Origin of the sequence: Symmachiella dynata, from assembly GCF_007747995.1 — a bacterium.
Taxonomy (GTDB): domain Bacteria; phylum Planctomycetota; class Planctomycetia; order Planctomycetales; family Planctomycetaceae; genus Symmachiella; species Symmachiella dynata.
On sequence record NZ_CP036276.1, the window covers coordinates 534,664 to 550,101 of the forward strand.

13 protein-coding genes are annotated in these 15,438 nt (G+C 56.3%); 7 read left to right on the forward strand and 6 right to left on the reverse strand.

Going from position 1 to position 15,438, the window contains the following annotated elements; genetic code table 11:
• Positions 1–14 precede the first annotated feature (14 nt).
• The 3 genes from Mal52_RS02015 to Mal52_RS02025 are packed head-to-tail and all read left to right on the forward strand — an operon-like array spanning position 15 to position 2,144.
• Positions 15–422: a cupin domain-containing protein gene (locus Mal52_RS02015; protein WP_145373978.1), complete on the forward strand. Its 408-nt coding sequence runs from the start codon at positions 15–17 to the stop codon at positions 420–422.
• The gene (locus tag Mal52_RS02020; protein WP_197534600.1) at positions 415–975 is read left to right on the forward strand and encodes a methyltransferase domain-containing protein; all 561 of its coding nucleotides are present in this window, start codon (positions 415–417) and stop codon (positions 973–975) included. Before Mal52_RS02015 ends, Mal52_RS02020 begins: the two co-directional genes overlap by 8 nt.
• Positions 972–2,144, forward strand: coding sequence for a DegT/DnrJ/EryC1/StrS family aminotransferase (locus Mal52_RS02025; protein WP_145373980.1), 1,173 nt, complete (start codon positions 972–974; stop codon positions 2,142–2,144). The genes Mal52_RS02020 and Mal52_RS02025 overlap by 4 nt, the downstream gene beginning before the upstream one ends.
• On the opposite strand, the gene Mal52_RS02030 is transcribed toward Mal52_RS02025, so the two are convergent.
• Genes Mal52_RS02030 through dxr form a run of 3 tightly spaced genes read right to left on the reverse strand, consistent with a single transcriptional unit; the run spans position 2,123 to position 5,800 of the window.
• Positions 2,123–2,533: a hypothetical protein gene (locus Mal52_RS02030; protein ID WP_145373981.1), complete on the reverse strand. Its 411-nt coding sequence runs from the start codon at positions 2,531–2,533 to the stop codon at positions 2,123–2,125. The genes Mal52_RS02025 and Mal52_RS02030 overlap by 22 nt on opposite strands.
• A gap of 52 nt (positions 2,534–2,585) precedes the next feature.
• Positions 2,586–4,646, reverse strand: coding sequence for a site-2 protease family protein (locus Mal52_RS02035; RefSeq protein WP_197533651.1), 2,061 nt, complete (start codon positions 4,644–4,646; stop codon positions 2,586–2,588).
• Positions 4,634–5,800 (reverse strand): 1-deoxy-D-xylulose-5-phosphate reductoisomerase, encoded by a 1,167-nt coding sequence (gene dxr / locus Mal52_RS02040; RefSeq protein ID WP_145373983.1) that lies wholly within the window; start codon positions 5,798–5,800, stop codon positions 4,634–4,636. Before dxr ends, Mal52_RS02035 begins: the two co-directional genes overlap by 13 nt.
• A gap of 542 nt (positions 5,801–6,342) precedes the next feature.
• On the opposite strand from dxr, the gene Mal52_RS02045 reads away from it, so the two are divergent.
• Positions 6,343–7,992 carry a pyridoxal phosphate-dependent decarboxylase family protein gene (locus Mal52_RS02045; RefSeq protein ID WP_145373984.1) on the forward strand — a complete coding sequence of 550 codons (1,650 nt, stop codon included), beginning with the start codon at positions 6,343–6,345 and terminating at the stop codon, positions 7,990–7,992.
• Positions 7,993–8,207: 215 nt separating this feature from the next.
• On the forward strand, positions 8,208–8,417 hold the full coding sequence (locus Mal52_RS02050; protein WP_145373985.1) for a hypothetical protein: 210 nt from the start codon (positions 8,208–8,210) through the stop codon (positions 8,415–8,417).
• 118 nt (positions 8,418–8,535) lie between these two features.
• Here Mal52_RS02050 and Mal52_RS02055 read toward each other — a convergent pair whose 3' ends face one another.
• Complete coding sequence (locus Mal52_RS02055) at positions 8,536–9,336, reverse strand: hypothetical protein (protein ID WP_145373986.1); 801 nt, start codon at positions 9,334–9,336, stop codon at positions 8,536–8,538.
• Positions 9,337–9,730: 394 nt separating this feature from the next.
• Here Mal52_RS02055 and Mal52_RS02060 point away from each other — a divergent pair, with 394 nt between their 5' ends.
• Together Mal52_RS02060 and Mal52_RS02065 are read left to right on the forward strand one after the other, a co-directional pair.
• Positions 9,731–10,144, forward strand: a complete 414-nt coding sequence (locus Mal52_RS02060; protein WP_145373987.1) for a hypothetical protein — start codon at positions 9,731–9,733, stop codon at positions 10,142–10,144.
• A gap of 98 nt (positions 10,145–10,242) precedes the next feature.
• Entirely contained in the window at positions 10,243–11,898 is a 1,656-nt protein-coding gene (locus Mal52_RS02065; protein WP_145373988.1) for an arylsulfatase, read from the forward strand.
• A gap of 111 nt (positions 11,899–12,009) precedes the next feature.
• On the opposite strand, the gene Mal52_RS02070 is transcribed toward Mal52_RS02065, so the two are convergent.
• Positions 12,010–12,843: a sugar phosphate isomerase/epimerase family protein gene (locus Mal52_RS02070; protein WP_145373989.1), complete on the reverse strand. Its 834-nt coding sequence runs from the start codon at positions 12,841–12,843 to the stop codon at positions 12,010–12,012.
• Positions 12,844–12,937: 94 nt separating this feature from the next.
• Positions 12,938–15,268, reverse strand: a complete 2,331-nt coding sequence (locus tag Mal52_RS02075; protein ID WP_145373990.1) for an FG-GAP repeat domain-containing protein — start codon at positions 15,266–15,268, stop codon at positions 12,938–12,940.
• Between the last annotated feature and the right edge of the window lie 170 nt (positions 15,269–15,438).

The following is a 15,438-nucleotide window of genomic DNA, read 5'->3' on the forward strand; positions in this document are numbered from 1 at the left end:
CTGGAGATACGTCGTTGGCTACGATTGAAAAAGATGGCGTGCGATTGGCGACGCTGATTACCGTGGCGGATCGTGCGGAGGGACTTAGTTTTTTCTCCGAGGATGACGACTTCATCCAAGTCGGCATGTGGGGGTATGACGCGGGCAAACATTTGCAGGCGCATATTCACAATGTCGTGCCGCGGCAAATCGACCGTACCCAAGAAGTGATCTGTGTGCTAACCGGACGAGTGCAATGCACCGTGTTCGATGAATCGGAACAACGCGTCGAACAGGTTGTGCTGGAAGCGGGCGATGTCTTAATCCTGCTCCGCGGTGGGCATAGCTACGACATTCTCGAAGACGGCACGCAGGTTTTAGAAGTCAAAAACGGTCCCTATCCTGGGCCGGATGCTGATCGGAGGCGGTTTGACGGTGAGTGATGTCAAAGTCCATCTTGGTTGCGGCAAGCGCGAAATGCCGGGTTACCTGCACATCGACCTAGCCGATTTTCCGCACATCGATCATCAGCACGATATCGCCACGCTGCCCATGCTGAGCGACGATAGCGTGCAACTGATCTATGCCTCGCATGTGCTGGAATACTTTGACCGCATCGAAGTTGCCGCTGTGTTGCGCGAATGGCGGCGCGTGCTTGCGCCGGGGGGAACGTTGCGACTGGCTGTTCCCGACTTCGCCGCCTTATCCCGCGTCTATCAGGAACAAGGCGATCTGGATCTGGTCATCGGCCCGATCTTCGGCCGCTGGGAAGTCCCCGGGACGGACATTGTCGTTTTTCACAAAACGGTATACGACTTCGCTGCCCTCGAACAAGTTCTCGGCGACGCCGGTTTTACCAACGTGCGGCATTGGGAGTGGCGTGAAGTCTTCGTCGGCGAGTTGGCCGGCTACGACGACTATTCGCAAGCGTACGTTCCGCACATGGACAAAGACAACGGCCTGTTGACCAGCCTCAATGTGGAAGCCACCAAATGAACTTCATCCATCAAATCGAACCGTATCTGACCGAGAACGATATCGCTGCCGTGACGGACTACCTCCGCTCCGGCGGATGGTTGACGGAATTTCAAAAGACGGCGGAGTTTGAACAACGACTGGCGGAATTTGTTTCGGCCAAGCATGCCACGGTTGTCACCAGTGGAACGGCGGCGTTGTATCTGTCGCTGTTGGCGCTGGGCATCGGTCCGGGCGATTCGGTGATCGTCCCCGACTTTACGATGATCGCCACGCCGAACGTCGTGCGCTGGGCGGGGGCTGAGCCGATTCTGTGCGACGTCGATCCGCAAACCCTCTGTTTGGATCTCAACAAAGTCCGACTGCGTCCCGATACGTTGGCGATGATCTACGTGCCGATCAATGGCCGTAGCGGCGACATGCAACAGGTGCGGCAGTTTTGCCGCAGTCACGGACTGGTGCTGATCGAGGATGCCTGCCAAGCGCTCGGTTCGCAATCAGCGGGACAAAAACTCGGCACGTTCGGCGACGTCGGCGTGTTTTCGTTCACCCCACACAAGATCATTACCACAGGGCAGGGGGGCGCCATTGTGACCAACGATGACGCTGTCGCTGAAAAAATCCGCAAATTAAAAGACTTCCATCGGCTGCAACCGGGCGTCGATCAGCACGATGGAATTGGCTTCAACTTCAAGTTCACCGACCTGCAAGCAGTGATTGGCATTGAACAGCTCAAGATCATCGAAGAGCGGATCGAAGGCCGGCGAAATGTGTGGCGGACCTATGCCGAGCAGCTGGCCGACATTGAGTGGCTGCAGTTTCTACCGTTGGGTAGCGACGACACCGTACCGTGGTTCGCGGATGCATTACTCAACGGCGTGCAGAAACAACCGTTCTTGGATTACATGAAACAAAACGGCATCGGCTGCCGCACGTTTTACCCGCCGTTGCACACGCAGCCCCCTTATGCCGATCAAACGGGTGAGTTTCTGGTCTCGAGCGATATCGCAGCGCGGGGCGTGTGGTTACCGTCGTCGATTCAAATGCCCTCCGACGAACTCAACCGGGTGGTGGAGACAATTCGAGCGTACACGCCGCAAGCGATCGAGGAACAACAAACTCCGCTCCCCAAGCCGCACTGGGATTTGGCAAAGTCGCGCGTTGAAAGTCAGCAATCCGCATCGGATTGACGCTTGTCGCTCGACGGGACCCAGGTGTTGGCCCCTTCGGAGAGTCCACGAATGTCCTCCACTGAGGGAGGCCGATTCGGAGCTTCCATCTCGGATCGTTTCACGCGTTTGACTTTGACTTTGACCTTTTCTTTTTTGGGGCCCAAGCCGATCAAAGCGCCGTAACGTTCCTTCAGCGAGCGGCCATCGCGATGATCACTCACCAACCAGACCAGGAACAGACACCCCAGGGTGACGGCTGCCATGATCCCGAACACACGTGGCGGATCGGGGCTGAATAACAAAATGGCTACGCTGACAAACAGGATGCCCCCGGCGACGACAAACGCCACAGCCAGATAGGCGACCGCTTTGTCACCCGATCGTCCGCGATTTCGACCAGTTACCATTGCGCCTCCCAAGACGGACCGGGGAATCCGCGGCCGCCGTTGCCGGCACCGCTTACATTTTCCACCAGCCGAGCAAGTGCATGAAAATGTCGAGGGACAAGACCCACAGCATCAAACACAAGACGAAACATAACCCCACATAATTTGCGGCGATCATGACTCGTTCACTTGCCGGTTTACCACGAATTCCTTCCCAGATCAAGAAAACCATATGCCCGCCATCTAGGACAGGAATCGGCAGGAAGTTCAGCACGGCCAAACTAACGCTCAATAGGCCCAAAAACCAAAGCAGATCGCCTAGGCCTTTTTCGGAAAAATGGTACGCCGTTTCAGCGATCCCCAACGGACCCCGCAGCGCCTTGGGCGAAACGCGACCCGTCGCTAGATTGCGGAGCGTGAGATAAATTTCCAGCAACGAAGACTTCGTGCGGTTGTAGGCCAACGACAGGCTTTCGCCATAGGTGGCCGCTTTGCGGCGTTCGGTGAGCATGTTGAGGGGGATTCCCCGAATCGGCAGATACCATTCGCTGCCCATCTGATCGCGCGGTTGGGGAGCGAGTTTTTTGGTCGTGTACTCTTGCCCCGAATCCTGTTCGGAGATTTGCAAGACAACTTCTGCTTCCGGATGTTGTTGCATCGCCCAAAACGCGAACGCCCAATTGATCGGGTCCTCACTTTTGTTGTCAAAAATTATCGGTTTGGCTTCTTGGGTGATCGGCGGAAAGAACTCGATGCTTTTAATAAAGCTCGGCTTGCCTCCGCGATTCACTTCTCCAAAGGCGGGGCTTCCCTCTTCGACTTTGAGGACCAACGGCATCACTTGATAGCCGATCCCGATTGCCGGAATGGTCAGTGGGATCGAAGGACCCGTCGGGGTTTCGGTCCAACCGGGACGGTCATCGGGTGTGATGGTGCATTCGATCGATTCTTCCTGTCCGGACGTGCTGCGTTTCACGCGAATTTTGATTTCCTGCCCGTGCAATGTCGCCAGGTAATCGGGCAATTCTAAAGCGTTTAAGTCAGCGCCGACTTCGCGTTCGCCATCGGTCTCGCTGATGATGTGTGTGATCTTGTCGTCAACGGCCAACGGTGGTTGGGCGGTTGTTGCCGGTGAACCCTGTTGGATGGCCGTAATCGGCCCGATATCCATTTTCAGGCCCAATGTATGGAAATAGTTGGGCGGGGTTTTGATTTCGTGTGTTGTCGGCGTCTCGCCTTTTTTACCCCGTTTGACGGTGAACGTGACTTCTTGCCCGCGGCGCCGCGCCAAGACGTTTTGCAGATCGGCATAGCCTGAAATATCAACTTCGTCGATCTTGACGATCTCGTCTCCGCCCTCAAAGGGAGGGGTAGATTTTGCGGCAGCTGTGCCCGGGATCGTCACGGTTGCTTCTTCCCCCTCGGCGGCCTGCGGCAACCGCATGCCCAGGCTGGGGGCTACGCCGACGGTGGGGATGATGTCGCCGGTTTTGGGGACGAGCGTGGTCGTGAAATCCTCTTCGGTCATCTTCACGCCGTCATAAATCCGGCGAATCCCCTTCACATGGACATCGCCAGAGGAGAGCGCGATTTCTTGCCGCAGATCGATAAACCTTAGCGGCCGACCGGTGCGACCGTTCACCTGTGTGAATTCGTCTCCCGTGCGCAGACCCGCGACCCAAGCAGGATCACCTGGCCGGGTATAGCCGACGACCGCCGGTGTGAATTCAACGCCCAATTTGAAGGCGAACAGGAAGAACAGTACTGAGGTGAGCAGGTTCATGATCACGCCGGCGGAGATAATCGCCATCCGCTGCGGCACCGACTTGGCGGTGTAGGAGCGTGGATCCTCGGCGAGATCTTCGTCGGTTTCTTGGCTGGGATCCATATCGTCCTGGCCGAGCATCTTCACGTATCCCCCAAAGGGAATCAGCGAAAGCGCATACTCGGTTTCCCCCCACGTCCGGGACCAGATCACCGGTCCGAAACCGATGCTGAATCGCTCCACATTGACGTCGCACCATTTGGCGACGGCAAAGTGGCCCAACTCGTGGATGAAAATGACAAAGCCCAGACCCAGCGCCGCCAAAAGAATGCTGGGAACTGAACTCAACGACAAGGCTAGGATCGCCACTGCTGTATCTCCTCTCGCGCCCATCCGTCCTGCCGTAATAATTCAGTCATGGTCGGATCGGGGTCGAAATTGTGAGCATCTAAAATCGCGCGACAGGCGCGAGGGATTTCGGAAAAACGAAGGTCGCCCGCCAAAAACCGAGCCACCGCTCCTTCATTGGCGGCATTCAAAACCGCCCCGCACGTACCGCCCCGCTCGGCAACCTCAAAGCCCAGTTGCAACCCGGGGAAATTTTCCAGGTCCGGCGGATCGAATTGTAGGTTCATACCAGTCGACCAGTCCAGCTTGCGTGCCACTCCACTCACGCGGCGGGGATAGGTCAACGCATACTGAATCGGCAATTTCATGTCGGGCGGCGATAACTGGGCAATCACAGAGCCGTCCACGAACTCCACAAACGAATGTATGATCGATTGCGGGTGAATGACAACTTCAATTTGGTCCACAGACAGCCCAAATAGCCATTTTGCCTCAATTATTTCCAGCGCCTTATTCATCAATGTCGCCGAATCGATCGTGATTTTGGCACCCATATCCCAAGTCGGGTGTGCCAGCGCCATTTCCGGGGTGACGTCCGTTAGCTGCTCCCGTTTCCAGCCGCGAAACGGTCCGCCGCTGGCGGTGAGCACCACCCGTTTGACCTCGCTGGGGTGTCCTGATTTCATCGCCTGATAAATCGCGCTGTGTTCGCTGTCGACGGGAATAATCGTCGCCCCATGTTCGGCGGCTGCCTTCATCATCAACCCGCCGGCCATGACTAAAGGTTCTTTATTGGCAATGCCGACCCGCTTACCGGCCGAAATGGCGGCCGAGACGCCGCGCAAACCGGCGACTCCCACAATTCCACAGATGACAACATCCGCTTCGTCCGCTGCTGCGACATCTTCAATGGCATCGGTCCCAAAGCAAAGTTCGGTGTCGCTGCCGAATTCCGAGGTCTCCACGCGACTGCGAATACGCTCGTCGCTGAGTACGGACCACCGGGGGCGGTATTTACGACTTTGAGCGGCCAAGTCCCGCCAACTGGTGTGCGCGGTCAACCCGAGCACTTCCATGTTGTTCCCCAACCCCTCGACGACCTCAAGACAACTCGTGCCGATCGAGCCGGTCGAGCCAAGGATCACAATACGGTTGTGCGAGGAATCGTCGTTCATAAAATAATGACTACGGCAACAGGATTGCTAGCGGACTACGGGTGGGACTTGCACCCGTTTGCTGTACGCGTCAATTGCCGCGCCAACCGATGCTGGTCTTTGAATTTAAAGTTGGACTATTTGGTCGACAGGCTCGAATTGGGGCGTTGGCGCGTTCAGGCCACTGCGCAACGACTGTTTGCAGCGGAAAAAATTCATATCTAAGCTGTCCAGCGACCAATCAGCGGATGATTTTAGAAGTTGCCCTCATTTCTCGCAAGTGGCATTCAGCAATGATGTTAATGACGCTCAGGCGACCAAAGTGTCGAAGAATCGTCCGCTGCGAACAGCACCCGATCCCATTTCAGCACGATCTTCGATTTTCACCAAAAGTCGGCTATAAATGGCAACAACAGCTCATAAGCTCGCGTCCCGCCCAGATCTTTACCCATTGGAACTCAATGGACTCCCCACAACGACCACGAGGCCTCCTAAAATACAACAGAACTCTCCCCCCGCGGTTTTCCACAGCCTAAAGCCCACAGCCTAGAGCCTAATAAAAAATGTCCTACCTCGACATCGTCAGTGAACTGCAAACCGCTTTTCCGCAACCTGTCTCCGATCGGTTGCATGATTCGTATTTTGTCTTCTCCTTCATGCGTGCGCTCGACCAGCTGGATGCGATGAAATCGGTTAAGCCGTTGTTGGGGCAACCGATTGAGTTGGACTACGACAGTGCTCGGCAGCGACGGATGGAGGACGCGCCGCACTCGGTCGAAGAGGTTTCCGAAGAGTTGGTCGGATATCTGTCCGGCATGTTCATTTGGGGACATCCCCGCTCGCAGATCAACGTTGGCCCCTCACCCACAATCCCCAGCGTGATCGGCGGATTGCTGCCGTCAATCTATAATCCCAATCTGTGCAGTGACGAATCGGCGCGGGGCGTCGTGATGGCGGAGTTGGAATCGGTGGCGATGACGGCCGACTTGGTGGGTTACGATCCGCAACGGGCGGGCGGCTTATTCACGTTCGGCGGAACCGGTACCACGTTATACGGCGCGAAAATCGGTCTCGAAAAAGCTTGCCCCGGGACCATGACCCACGGCATTCGCGAACCGGCGCACTTACTCTGCTCCACGCAGGCGCATTACGCCTGCCAAACGGTCGCAGGGTGGATGGGATTGGGGCATCAAAACGTGGTGCACGTGCCGAGCGATCCAGAAAACGCCATCCGCCCCTGCCTGCTGGAAACCCATTGCCGCGCGTTGTTGGATCGCGGAGTAAAGATTGCCGTGATTGTCGCCACGATGGGAACCACCGACGCATTTGGGTTGGACGACCTGCAAACGATTTATGATTTGCGCGAACAGTTAATCAGCGACTATGACCTGGACTATCGCCCGCACATTCATGCCGACGCCGTCATCGGTTGGGCTTGGGCGGTGTTTAATGACTACGACTTCGAAACCAATCCGCTGGCATTTCCCCCGAGAACAATCCGGTCGTTGGCCGGCACGCGGCGGCGCATCAAGCATCTGCATCTGGCCGATTCGATGGGCATCGATTTCCACAAGACCGGCTTTGCGCCGTATGTCTCGAGCCTATTCTTGTGCAAGGATGCGGGGGACTTAAAGTTGATAACGCGCGACGAAGAGACGACGCCGTATTTGTTCCAAAGCGGCAAATACCATCCCGGCAAATATACGTTAGAAACGACGCGCAGCGGCAGCGGTCCCATGGCGGCGCTGGCGAACTTGAGGCTGTTCGGTAAGGACGGCCTGCGTTCGTTGTTGGGGCATCTGGTGTCGATGGCTGAGTCGCTGCGGGAACACTTGGATAGCCATCCGGCGATTCACGTACTCAACGGCAAAAACTTCGGCCCGGTGACACTCTTCCGCGTCTACCCCGACGACGTGGATACCTTTTCGTTCCCAGACCGCGAACAATCCGACGCGCGGCATCGAGAACAGTTATTACAATACAACGACTATAATCGCCGCGTTTTTGAATTGATCCAAGATGAGGCCCTGCAAGGCCGTGGAGTCGTGTTGTCGTTAACAGACTGCTATCGCGAAACAGACTACGGCGAACCGATCGTAGCACTCAAGTCCTACATCATGAGCCCCTTTTCGACCGAATGGTACGCAGGCCAGGTGCTGGAGTCGGTACTCCGCGCGCGGGAGTTAGTGGCCCAAGATTGTCAGCCGGAGTGACGTGGATTGGGCAAACAGAAAAAACAAAGGCCTCACGCAAAGTCGCAAAGCCCGCAAAAGAGGCGCAGGGGATCGACCACGTTGTGAATGACGGCTGCTTGGCGGGGATGCCGTTTCTGTACTTGATTTGTTTCAGCGCGTTGGACGCGATCCACACCAGCTGATATCCAGCGCTATCGTCGTTGCAAATCTCTTTGCGAGCTTCGCGACTTTGCGTGAGGCTTTCTTTCAACCCACGATTGGATCATCATCCCCGCGTTACGAGTCCCTGTGCCCAACGCCAAAGTAAAAAACTCACGCAAAGCCGCGAAGGCCGCAAAGACATCATCGGGAGAAACCGATTCCAACATGGCGGCTGTGTGGTGCGGATGCCGTTTCTGTACTCGATTTATTTCAGCGCATTGGACGTGATCTACACCAGCTGATACCCAGCACTATCGTCGTTGCAAATCTCTTTGCGAGCTTTGCGGCTTTGCGTGAGGATTTCTTTCAACCAACGATTGATCCACATCCCCGCGTTACGGGCGACTCCACTTCGTCACCCTAACGATAGGACCGACCGCGCGGCGTTTGCCAAACTGTTGCCGCCGATGGGGCGGGAACGAATTTTTTGCTGGCGGTGGTCGTTGAGCTGCGATAACCGTCGTAGCGATCGTTGGATGCTGCTCGACGCGGAATGCTTGTGGAACGTGACACGTTTGTGGAGCGACCCGATTCATCGAATTCAGGATCCGGCACCGGCGCCAATGATGAACTCTCGTAGGAGCGACGCGGAATCGGATTCGTAGCCAACGGTGTGGAGATCGGTGCGGTGACGATGGGTGTCGATAGCGGCGGCAACAGGGCCGTGTTGTATGTTGTATAGACCGGCGGGATATAGCTGGTCGTGTAAGACGTTTGGTAGCTGATGCGTTGTTCGGGAACCAACTGTGTCGTCACCCGCGGAATTCGCCGCGTGACTTGATAGGGCACGGTCCGTTGCGAGAGTTGGGTTTGATACCCTTGCTTGGCAACGGTCTTGGTGGTGAGCTTGGGCACCCAGACCTGTTGGTAGCTCCCTTCATCCACGGTCACATTTTCGTACGTCGTCACCGGCACGCTTTGGTAGAAAGATTCTTGCCGGTATTCGGTTTGTGCCACGTCTTGATAGGAGATTTGTTGCTGTTGGCGGTATTGCGTCGAGACCACCGGCTGCACATAGGCCTGTGTCACCGGTTGCGGAGCTGGCGCCGCGCAGGTCGTACAACAATCAAAACAAGGCAGTCCCCATTGTGCACGAGCCACGTTTCCGGAGCCTGCACTGATTGCCAAAAAGATTACGCCGCACGAGATGACTCTCAACATGTTTCCTAATCTCCCTTCGTCGCCTGTGATTCTTTACTAAGGATCACTGAGGACGATTGTTTTCATCTCAATGAACGATTCGGTGGCCCGCTTGAATACGATGTTCCACACAACAACCGCACGAAACAAACTCTACGGTTCACTCATCGGCAAAATCGTCAAACTCGGATTATTTTAATTTGGCCGCAGCGAATAAAAGATTACGAACCGCTCTGATCTGGGCGTCAAAATTCCGGCGGGATGTCGGGAATTGGGGCGAGCGTGTTGACTGAGGACGCTGGCGTCGGCTCCGAGACTCCGCTAGAATGCGGAACTTCGTTGTGAAATACATTTCAGGCGGCGCGGCGGATCAACGGATCCGCGACCGTCAGCCAGTCTTAGCGGAACTCGATCGATGTTGGAATCGTTTAAACTTCTGTTGTTAGCAGTGTGGCAGGTCGTATGGGAAGCGGGTGTCGTGATCGGCCCCTGGATTCCTCTCATTGCTTGGTGCGTCTTCTGGCTGTTTGCTGTGAATTGGAACAAGCTCCGCGTGGTCCTGCGTGGCGGCGGATGGATTGCTTTGTTGCTGATTTGTGCTGCAGCTGTCCTGGTCTGGGGTTCAGTCGCCCCGGGGACGCATGACTTCGGCATTCCCGGCGAGGATTACGCCGGCAACTCAAACTTCGTCGGAAAAACCGTCTACGTCACCGGCTTGCTCTGCATCATGCTGCTCTGCGGAGCGGTGCAAAACAGCGGGGCCTGCGATCGATTTTGCAACTTCTCCGACGATCTCGACGAAGAACCAGCGGACGCTGCCCACCATTAGATACAGAAAAGTATAATAATTTAGCCACGGATCTACACAGATAAAACACGGATAGAAGACAGAAAAGACTCGCGACGACCAAAATTTAGGAGAGACCGATGAGCAACGTTTCGGCGACACCTCCTAGTAATCGTAGGGTCGACTTATCCGTGAAGATCCGTGTTCATCCGTGGCTAAAAATCTTTCGCCGCATCGCGTGGTTACCGGCCATTGTCGTTGCCTGTTTCGCGCCGCAGGCTGCTGCGGCGGAGCGGCCTAATATTGTCATCATTATGGCTGATGACATGGGGTATTCCGACATTGGCTGTTATGGCGGCGAAATCGACACGCCGCATCTCAATCGTCTGGCTGAGAGAGGATTGCGGTTCACGCAATTTTATAACACCTCCCGCTGTTGTCCGACGCGGGCATCGCTGCTCACAGGGCTGTATTCCCACAGTGCCGGGATGGGCGGGATGGTCAATAAGCGTGCAACGGGGAAGGGGACCGATTCCCCTTATCAAGGATTTCTAAACGACCATTGCCTCACCATTGCCGAAGCGCTCAAACCGGCGGGGTACAACGTGTTGATGTCGGGAAAATGGCACGTCGGCGAGCAGCGTCCGAATTGGCCAACCGACCGCGGCTTTGATCGGTACTTCGGTCTGATCAGCGGAGCGTGTAATTATTGGAAAGTCGACGAAGGCCGCCAAATGGCCTTGGAAGACCAACCCTACACACCGCCGGCCGACGGCAGTTTTTATATGACCGATGCGATCAGCGACTACGCTGTTAAAATGGTCGACGAATACGGCCGCCGGGATGAACCGTTTTTTCTTTACGTAGCCTACACCGCTCCGCACTGGCCATTGCACGCTTGGCCAGAGGACATCGAGAAGTATCGCGGCAAATATCGCGGCGGCTGGGAAGCACTTCGCAAACAACGGCACGCGCGGATGATCGAAGGGGGCATCGTCGATGCCGACTGGCCACTCTCGCCACTCGATGCGAAGCCGTGGGACAATCTGTCAGAACAAGAGCAAGCAGAATTCGATTTGAAGATGGCCGTCTATGCCGCGATGATCGACCGCATGGACCATGGGGTGGGGCGAATCGTCGAACAGATCCAAGCGGTGGGGGAACTTGAGAACACGCTGATTCTGTTCCTGGCCGACAACGGCGGCTGCCACGAAAACCCCGTTCGCAGCGAAGTCCCCGGCACACCCCCCGGTCCCCGAGACAGCTATCTGGCCTATGGAAAAAATTGGGCCAACGCCAGCAACACGCCGTTTCGTCGCTACAAACATTGGGTGCACGAGGGGGGAATCTCCTCGCCGCTCATCGCGCATTGGCCCGCTGTGGTGAAATCCGGGAAACTCACCCAGCAGGTTGGGCATGTCGTCGACTTAATGGCGACCTGTCTGGACGTCGCCGGCGCGGATTATCCGGAAACGGTCGACGGCAAATCCATCCACCCGCTCGACGGCAAAAGTCTGTTGCCGATTTTAGAAGGCAAACAACGGACCGGGCATGAGATGCTATTTTGGGAGCACCTGGGCAGCGCCGCCGTCCGGCAGGGAGATTGGAAACTCGTCTCCGCCGAGGGAGGACCGTGGGAGTTGTACGATCTCAGCAAAGATCGCACCGAACTCAACGACCTAGCGAAGACCCATCCCGAAAAACGAGATGAACTCCTGGCTGCGTATCGCGCCTGGGCCAAAAAAACCGGCGTCCGCCCACCCAAAAAATCCCGAAAGAACCGCAAACACAAATAGCCACCGGTTCCTGCGCTCCGGGCATCCCTGGTTCCCAAACTCCGTTTGGGAACCCACATTCTCGAAGCTCCGCATCGAGTCCCATCCGCGCAATAGCTACGCCACAAAAAACTAAGTCGCCGCCCCCACAAAACTCGTCCCAGCTGTTTCTGCCGCAGCCGTCATCGTCCGGTAACCCACGCGGGCCGCTTCTGTGAGTTCCATGTTCGTAAAACACTCCACCGCCATCGTGCCGGCATATTTGTGTTTCGCAGCTACGGCAACCAACGGCGCATAATCCATGCTGCCTTGCCCCGGAATATGATGCGTCCATTTCGGATACTTGCCGACGTAGTCTTTCAAATGCGTATGCCGAACCCGATTAGCAAAACGATCAAAGAACTTCACGGGATCAATGTCGATCAATTCCAAATAACAGGGATCGAAGTTCACACCAAAATCGTCGGAGCCAACGTCGTCGAATAGCCGTTGGAGGGCATCGGGCGAATCGTCGATCCAGGTTGGCCAAATGCCATCGACCGCCAGCGAGACATGTTTTGAAGATCCGTAATCGGCGGCAGTGCGAATGGTTTTTGCTGTTTTTTTCCACAAGGCCTCCGGAGCAATCCCCTCTTGCGGCCCACCCATATGAAACGTGACGACCGGTGCGCCGACATCGACGGCCAAATCAACGCTCCCTTTCAAATCGAGCGGCTTGCCGGCGGCGATGGTCCCCGTCAATTCCGCATGCGTTATCACCGCTGCCACGCGGAGGCCAAACCGCTCCGCTGTCTCGCGCGTCAATTTCCGCCGCGCGGCATCAAACGATCGGGGGTCGCTGGATTTTCCATGCGTGCCGGACACGTCCACCCGCGTATATCCTACGCCGGCGGCAAAGGCCAACGTCTCCGGGATCGGCAGGTCGAGGACATCGGTGTAGCTGTAGGTGTAAAACGAGAGGTGCATGGTTCTTCTCAATCCGCTGTGGGAAAGTCACAGTGTGCGCTGTCGACCTAGCATTGTGATGTTACGACGAAACGATCCGCAACAGTCGATTTGCCTATTCCCTTGAACGACGGTCAATGGGGACAATGTCCAGTTGGGGACGCTCGGCCATTTCGATAGCAGCATGGCTGAAAAACGGATACACGCTCCATTCCACGCACGTCAACACGTCCGGCTTGCCGTCACCATCCATGTCGGCAACCCACGGATGAGGTCCATGTGAGGTGACTTTGATTGGTTTGCCGAAACAGCTTAACGTCCGCGGCGCATCAAAGAGTGGATCGGTGGCGGTACCCACATTCTTTAGCAAATAGATGCTGCCTTGCTCGGGGCGCGTTCCGGCGCAGCTGTAGATCAAATCTTGCAGCCCGTCCCCATTCCAATCCGTCGCGCGAAACGATTCCGTCCAATGCGAGGTCCGTCCCACGATCGCATCATCGATCAACCGCCCGTCAGCCAGTTTCAGTGGAGCCTGTTTGCGCAGCCTCAACTTGCCCGATTCGTCGCGATATTGCGCAAACAGAGTTGCCTTGCGCGTGAAGCCATCATGGGTCACGAAATCGGCGAATCCATCCCCGTTAAAATCCGCGACGGCAATTCCAGTGCGCCAAAAGAAAGGCCGCTGCTTCTCATAAGGATACGGCTGGTTCGGTACGGACTTGTCCCCCGCCAATCGCGCCGACTCGGCAATCATCGCCGGCGTATCGGGATACCCGTCGCAAAGAATTTGTCGCTGCGCCGAGAATTGTGGTTGGCTACGCGTGCCGATATTTTTGTACCAGAAAATTCGATTGGTTTCGTTGGGCAGAATCAAATCGGGCAGGTCGTCCCCGTCCCAATCCGCGTAGACGGGAAAGGGGTAGCCCATGTTGTGCCAATGTTTGCTATCCAGGATGTCGTCGCGCAACAAGCGAATCGGCTGACCATCCGCTAAAATTTGCTTGGCTTCCGCATAAGCCGGCTGAGTCTTCGTTCCCTCGTTGATCACGATCCGCGGCCATCCATATCCGCCGCCCACCAACAGATCTTGATCCCCATCACCATCCCAATCGCAAATACACGGCCAAGCTTGATCGCTCAAGACTAAAACCGCCGACTTCGATTTGGCTTCGTCGAAAAGTTGAAACCGCGCAGTGTCGTTCTCGCTCGGAAGGTGTTCGTAAAACGAAACGCGTTGATAAACGTCATGTTGCACCAGCAGGCCGCGACGCGGACCGTCGGGGACAGCCGCCAACTCGCTACACCAGTTTGCGTCGATGTCTCTTAATCGTTCTGCTGCAGCAAAGGTTGGAGGATCACCCCCGAGATTCTTTCGCCATGCTACACGCCGCGCGCGGGGGTCTTCGTCCGAGCCGTCAAGCAAGCAAACCGCATCCAACTGGCCGTCTTGGTCGACATCCAAGAAACACGCAGATTGTCCGGCGTCAATGGTTGCGGCGGGCGCCAATTGAAGCGGCCACCCTTCAGGATTGGTATTCTTCAGATACGTATCACCCACCACAAAGTCGACGGCACCGTCGCCGTTCAGATCCACCGCACGGCATGTGCCCCATTTGGCCCCCTGGCGTGAAACGCTTCCCGCAGCGACCAACATCGGCCATCCCCCCGCATCATTGCGGCCGCTGTTGAGGTAAAGGTGCAACTCATCGCCCCGCCGCGGCGAATAGACGACATCAATGAGTCCGTCACGATTAAAATCCGCGAAATCAGCGCGCATGTAGATCGAGCTGAAATGCTTAGGCTCCGTAGCGTCGGCAGATTCCAAATAGCGCAGGCGGGTCAGCTCCCCGAACTCCAATTCATCCTTCCCGCCCACGCGCGGAAAGGCGATGATTCCATCCCAAGGCTCGCCGGCACGGTAGGCATAATTCCAGCAGCCCAGCAAATCGCGTCGGCCGTCGCCGTTGATGTCGATCAACCGGCTCTGATAACTGGGGCTGACCGGACGCCCGACCCCGGCGTTATAACGCAAGAGATCGCCGGTCCCGATTTGCGGCGTGAATTTCGGCACCTGCACCCCCGGCCGCTGCGCAACGCTACGAAAGCGAATTTCGTATTTCGTGTGCGCGGGATCGCGTGCGACCCATTCCACACGTCCCCGATCACCATGCGCAAAGTTTTCACGCAGCGCATGAGAAACCGTTTGACCTGTTGCAACGTTGTGAACGGTAATCGAATCAGGATCCAGAACCCCAGTCGCACCGAGTTCAGTGATTGCCGCAGCGAAGTCAATTTCCGGATCGAGCGGAACCTGGGCGAACGGCAACTTGGACGTGACCGTCACCCGAATCGCCAGCATCCTCCCAGGCGGATCAGCCGCCCGCACATCGGCCAGTAACCCGGCATTCATGCTCGCGCATAAAACAAGAATTGCGTTCCACCGCATCGTATGTTCCAATCTCAACAGATTGCTCGTGCTGCCAATCCAAGTTTCACCATCATAAACAGCCGATACCCAACGGGCCAGGGGGGGGCAGGCGTGAGGCGTGAGGGAACAGGCTTGAGGAAAGAGGCGATAGGCTTTAGACCTTAGGCTATAGGAATGGCGCCACTAAG

Bases quoted from the DNA above. Each gene is read 5' to 3' on its own strand.
- Mal52_RS02025 (WP_145373980.1), top strand. From the start codon at position 972: ATGAACTTCATCCATCAAATCGAACCGTATCTGACCGAGAACGATATC.
- Mal52_RS02030 (WP_145373981.1), bottom strand. From the start codon at position 2,533: ATGGTAACTGGTCGAAATCGCGGACGATCGGGTGACAAAGCGGTCGCC.
- dxr (WP_145373983.1), bottom strand. From the start codon at position 5,800: ATGAACGACGATTCCTCGCACAACCGTATTGTGATCCTTGGCTCGACC.
- Mal52_RS02045 (WP_145373984.1), top strand. From the start codon at position 6,343: ATGTCCTACCTCGACATCGTCAGTGAACTGCAAACCGCTTTTCCGCAA.
- Mal52_RS02055 (WP_145373986.1), bottom strand. From the start codon at position 9,336: ATGTTGAGAGTCATCTCGTGCGGCGTAATCTTTTTGGCAATCAGTGCA.
- Mal52_RS02060 (WP_145373987.1), top strand. From the start codon at position 9,731: ATGTTGGAATCGTTTAAACTTCTGTTGTTAGCAGTGTGGCAGGTCGTA.
- Mal52_RS02065 (WP_145373988.1), top strand. From the start codon at position 10,243: ATGAGCAACGTTTCGGCGACACCTCCTAGTAATCGTAGGGTCGACTTA.
- Mal52_RS02070 (WP_145373989.1), bottom strand. From the start codon at position 12,843: ATGCACCTCTCGTTTTACACCTACAGCTACACCGATGTCCTCGACCTG.
- Mal52_RS02075 (WP_145373990.1), bottom strand. From the start codon at position 15,268: ATGCGGTGGAACGCAATTCTTGTTTTATGCGCGAGCATGAATGCCGGG.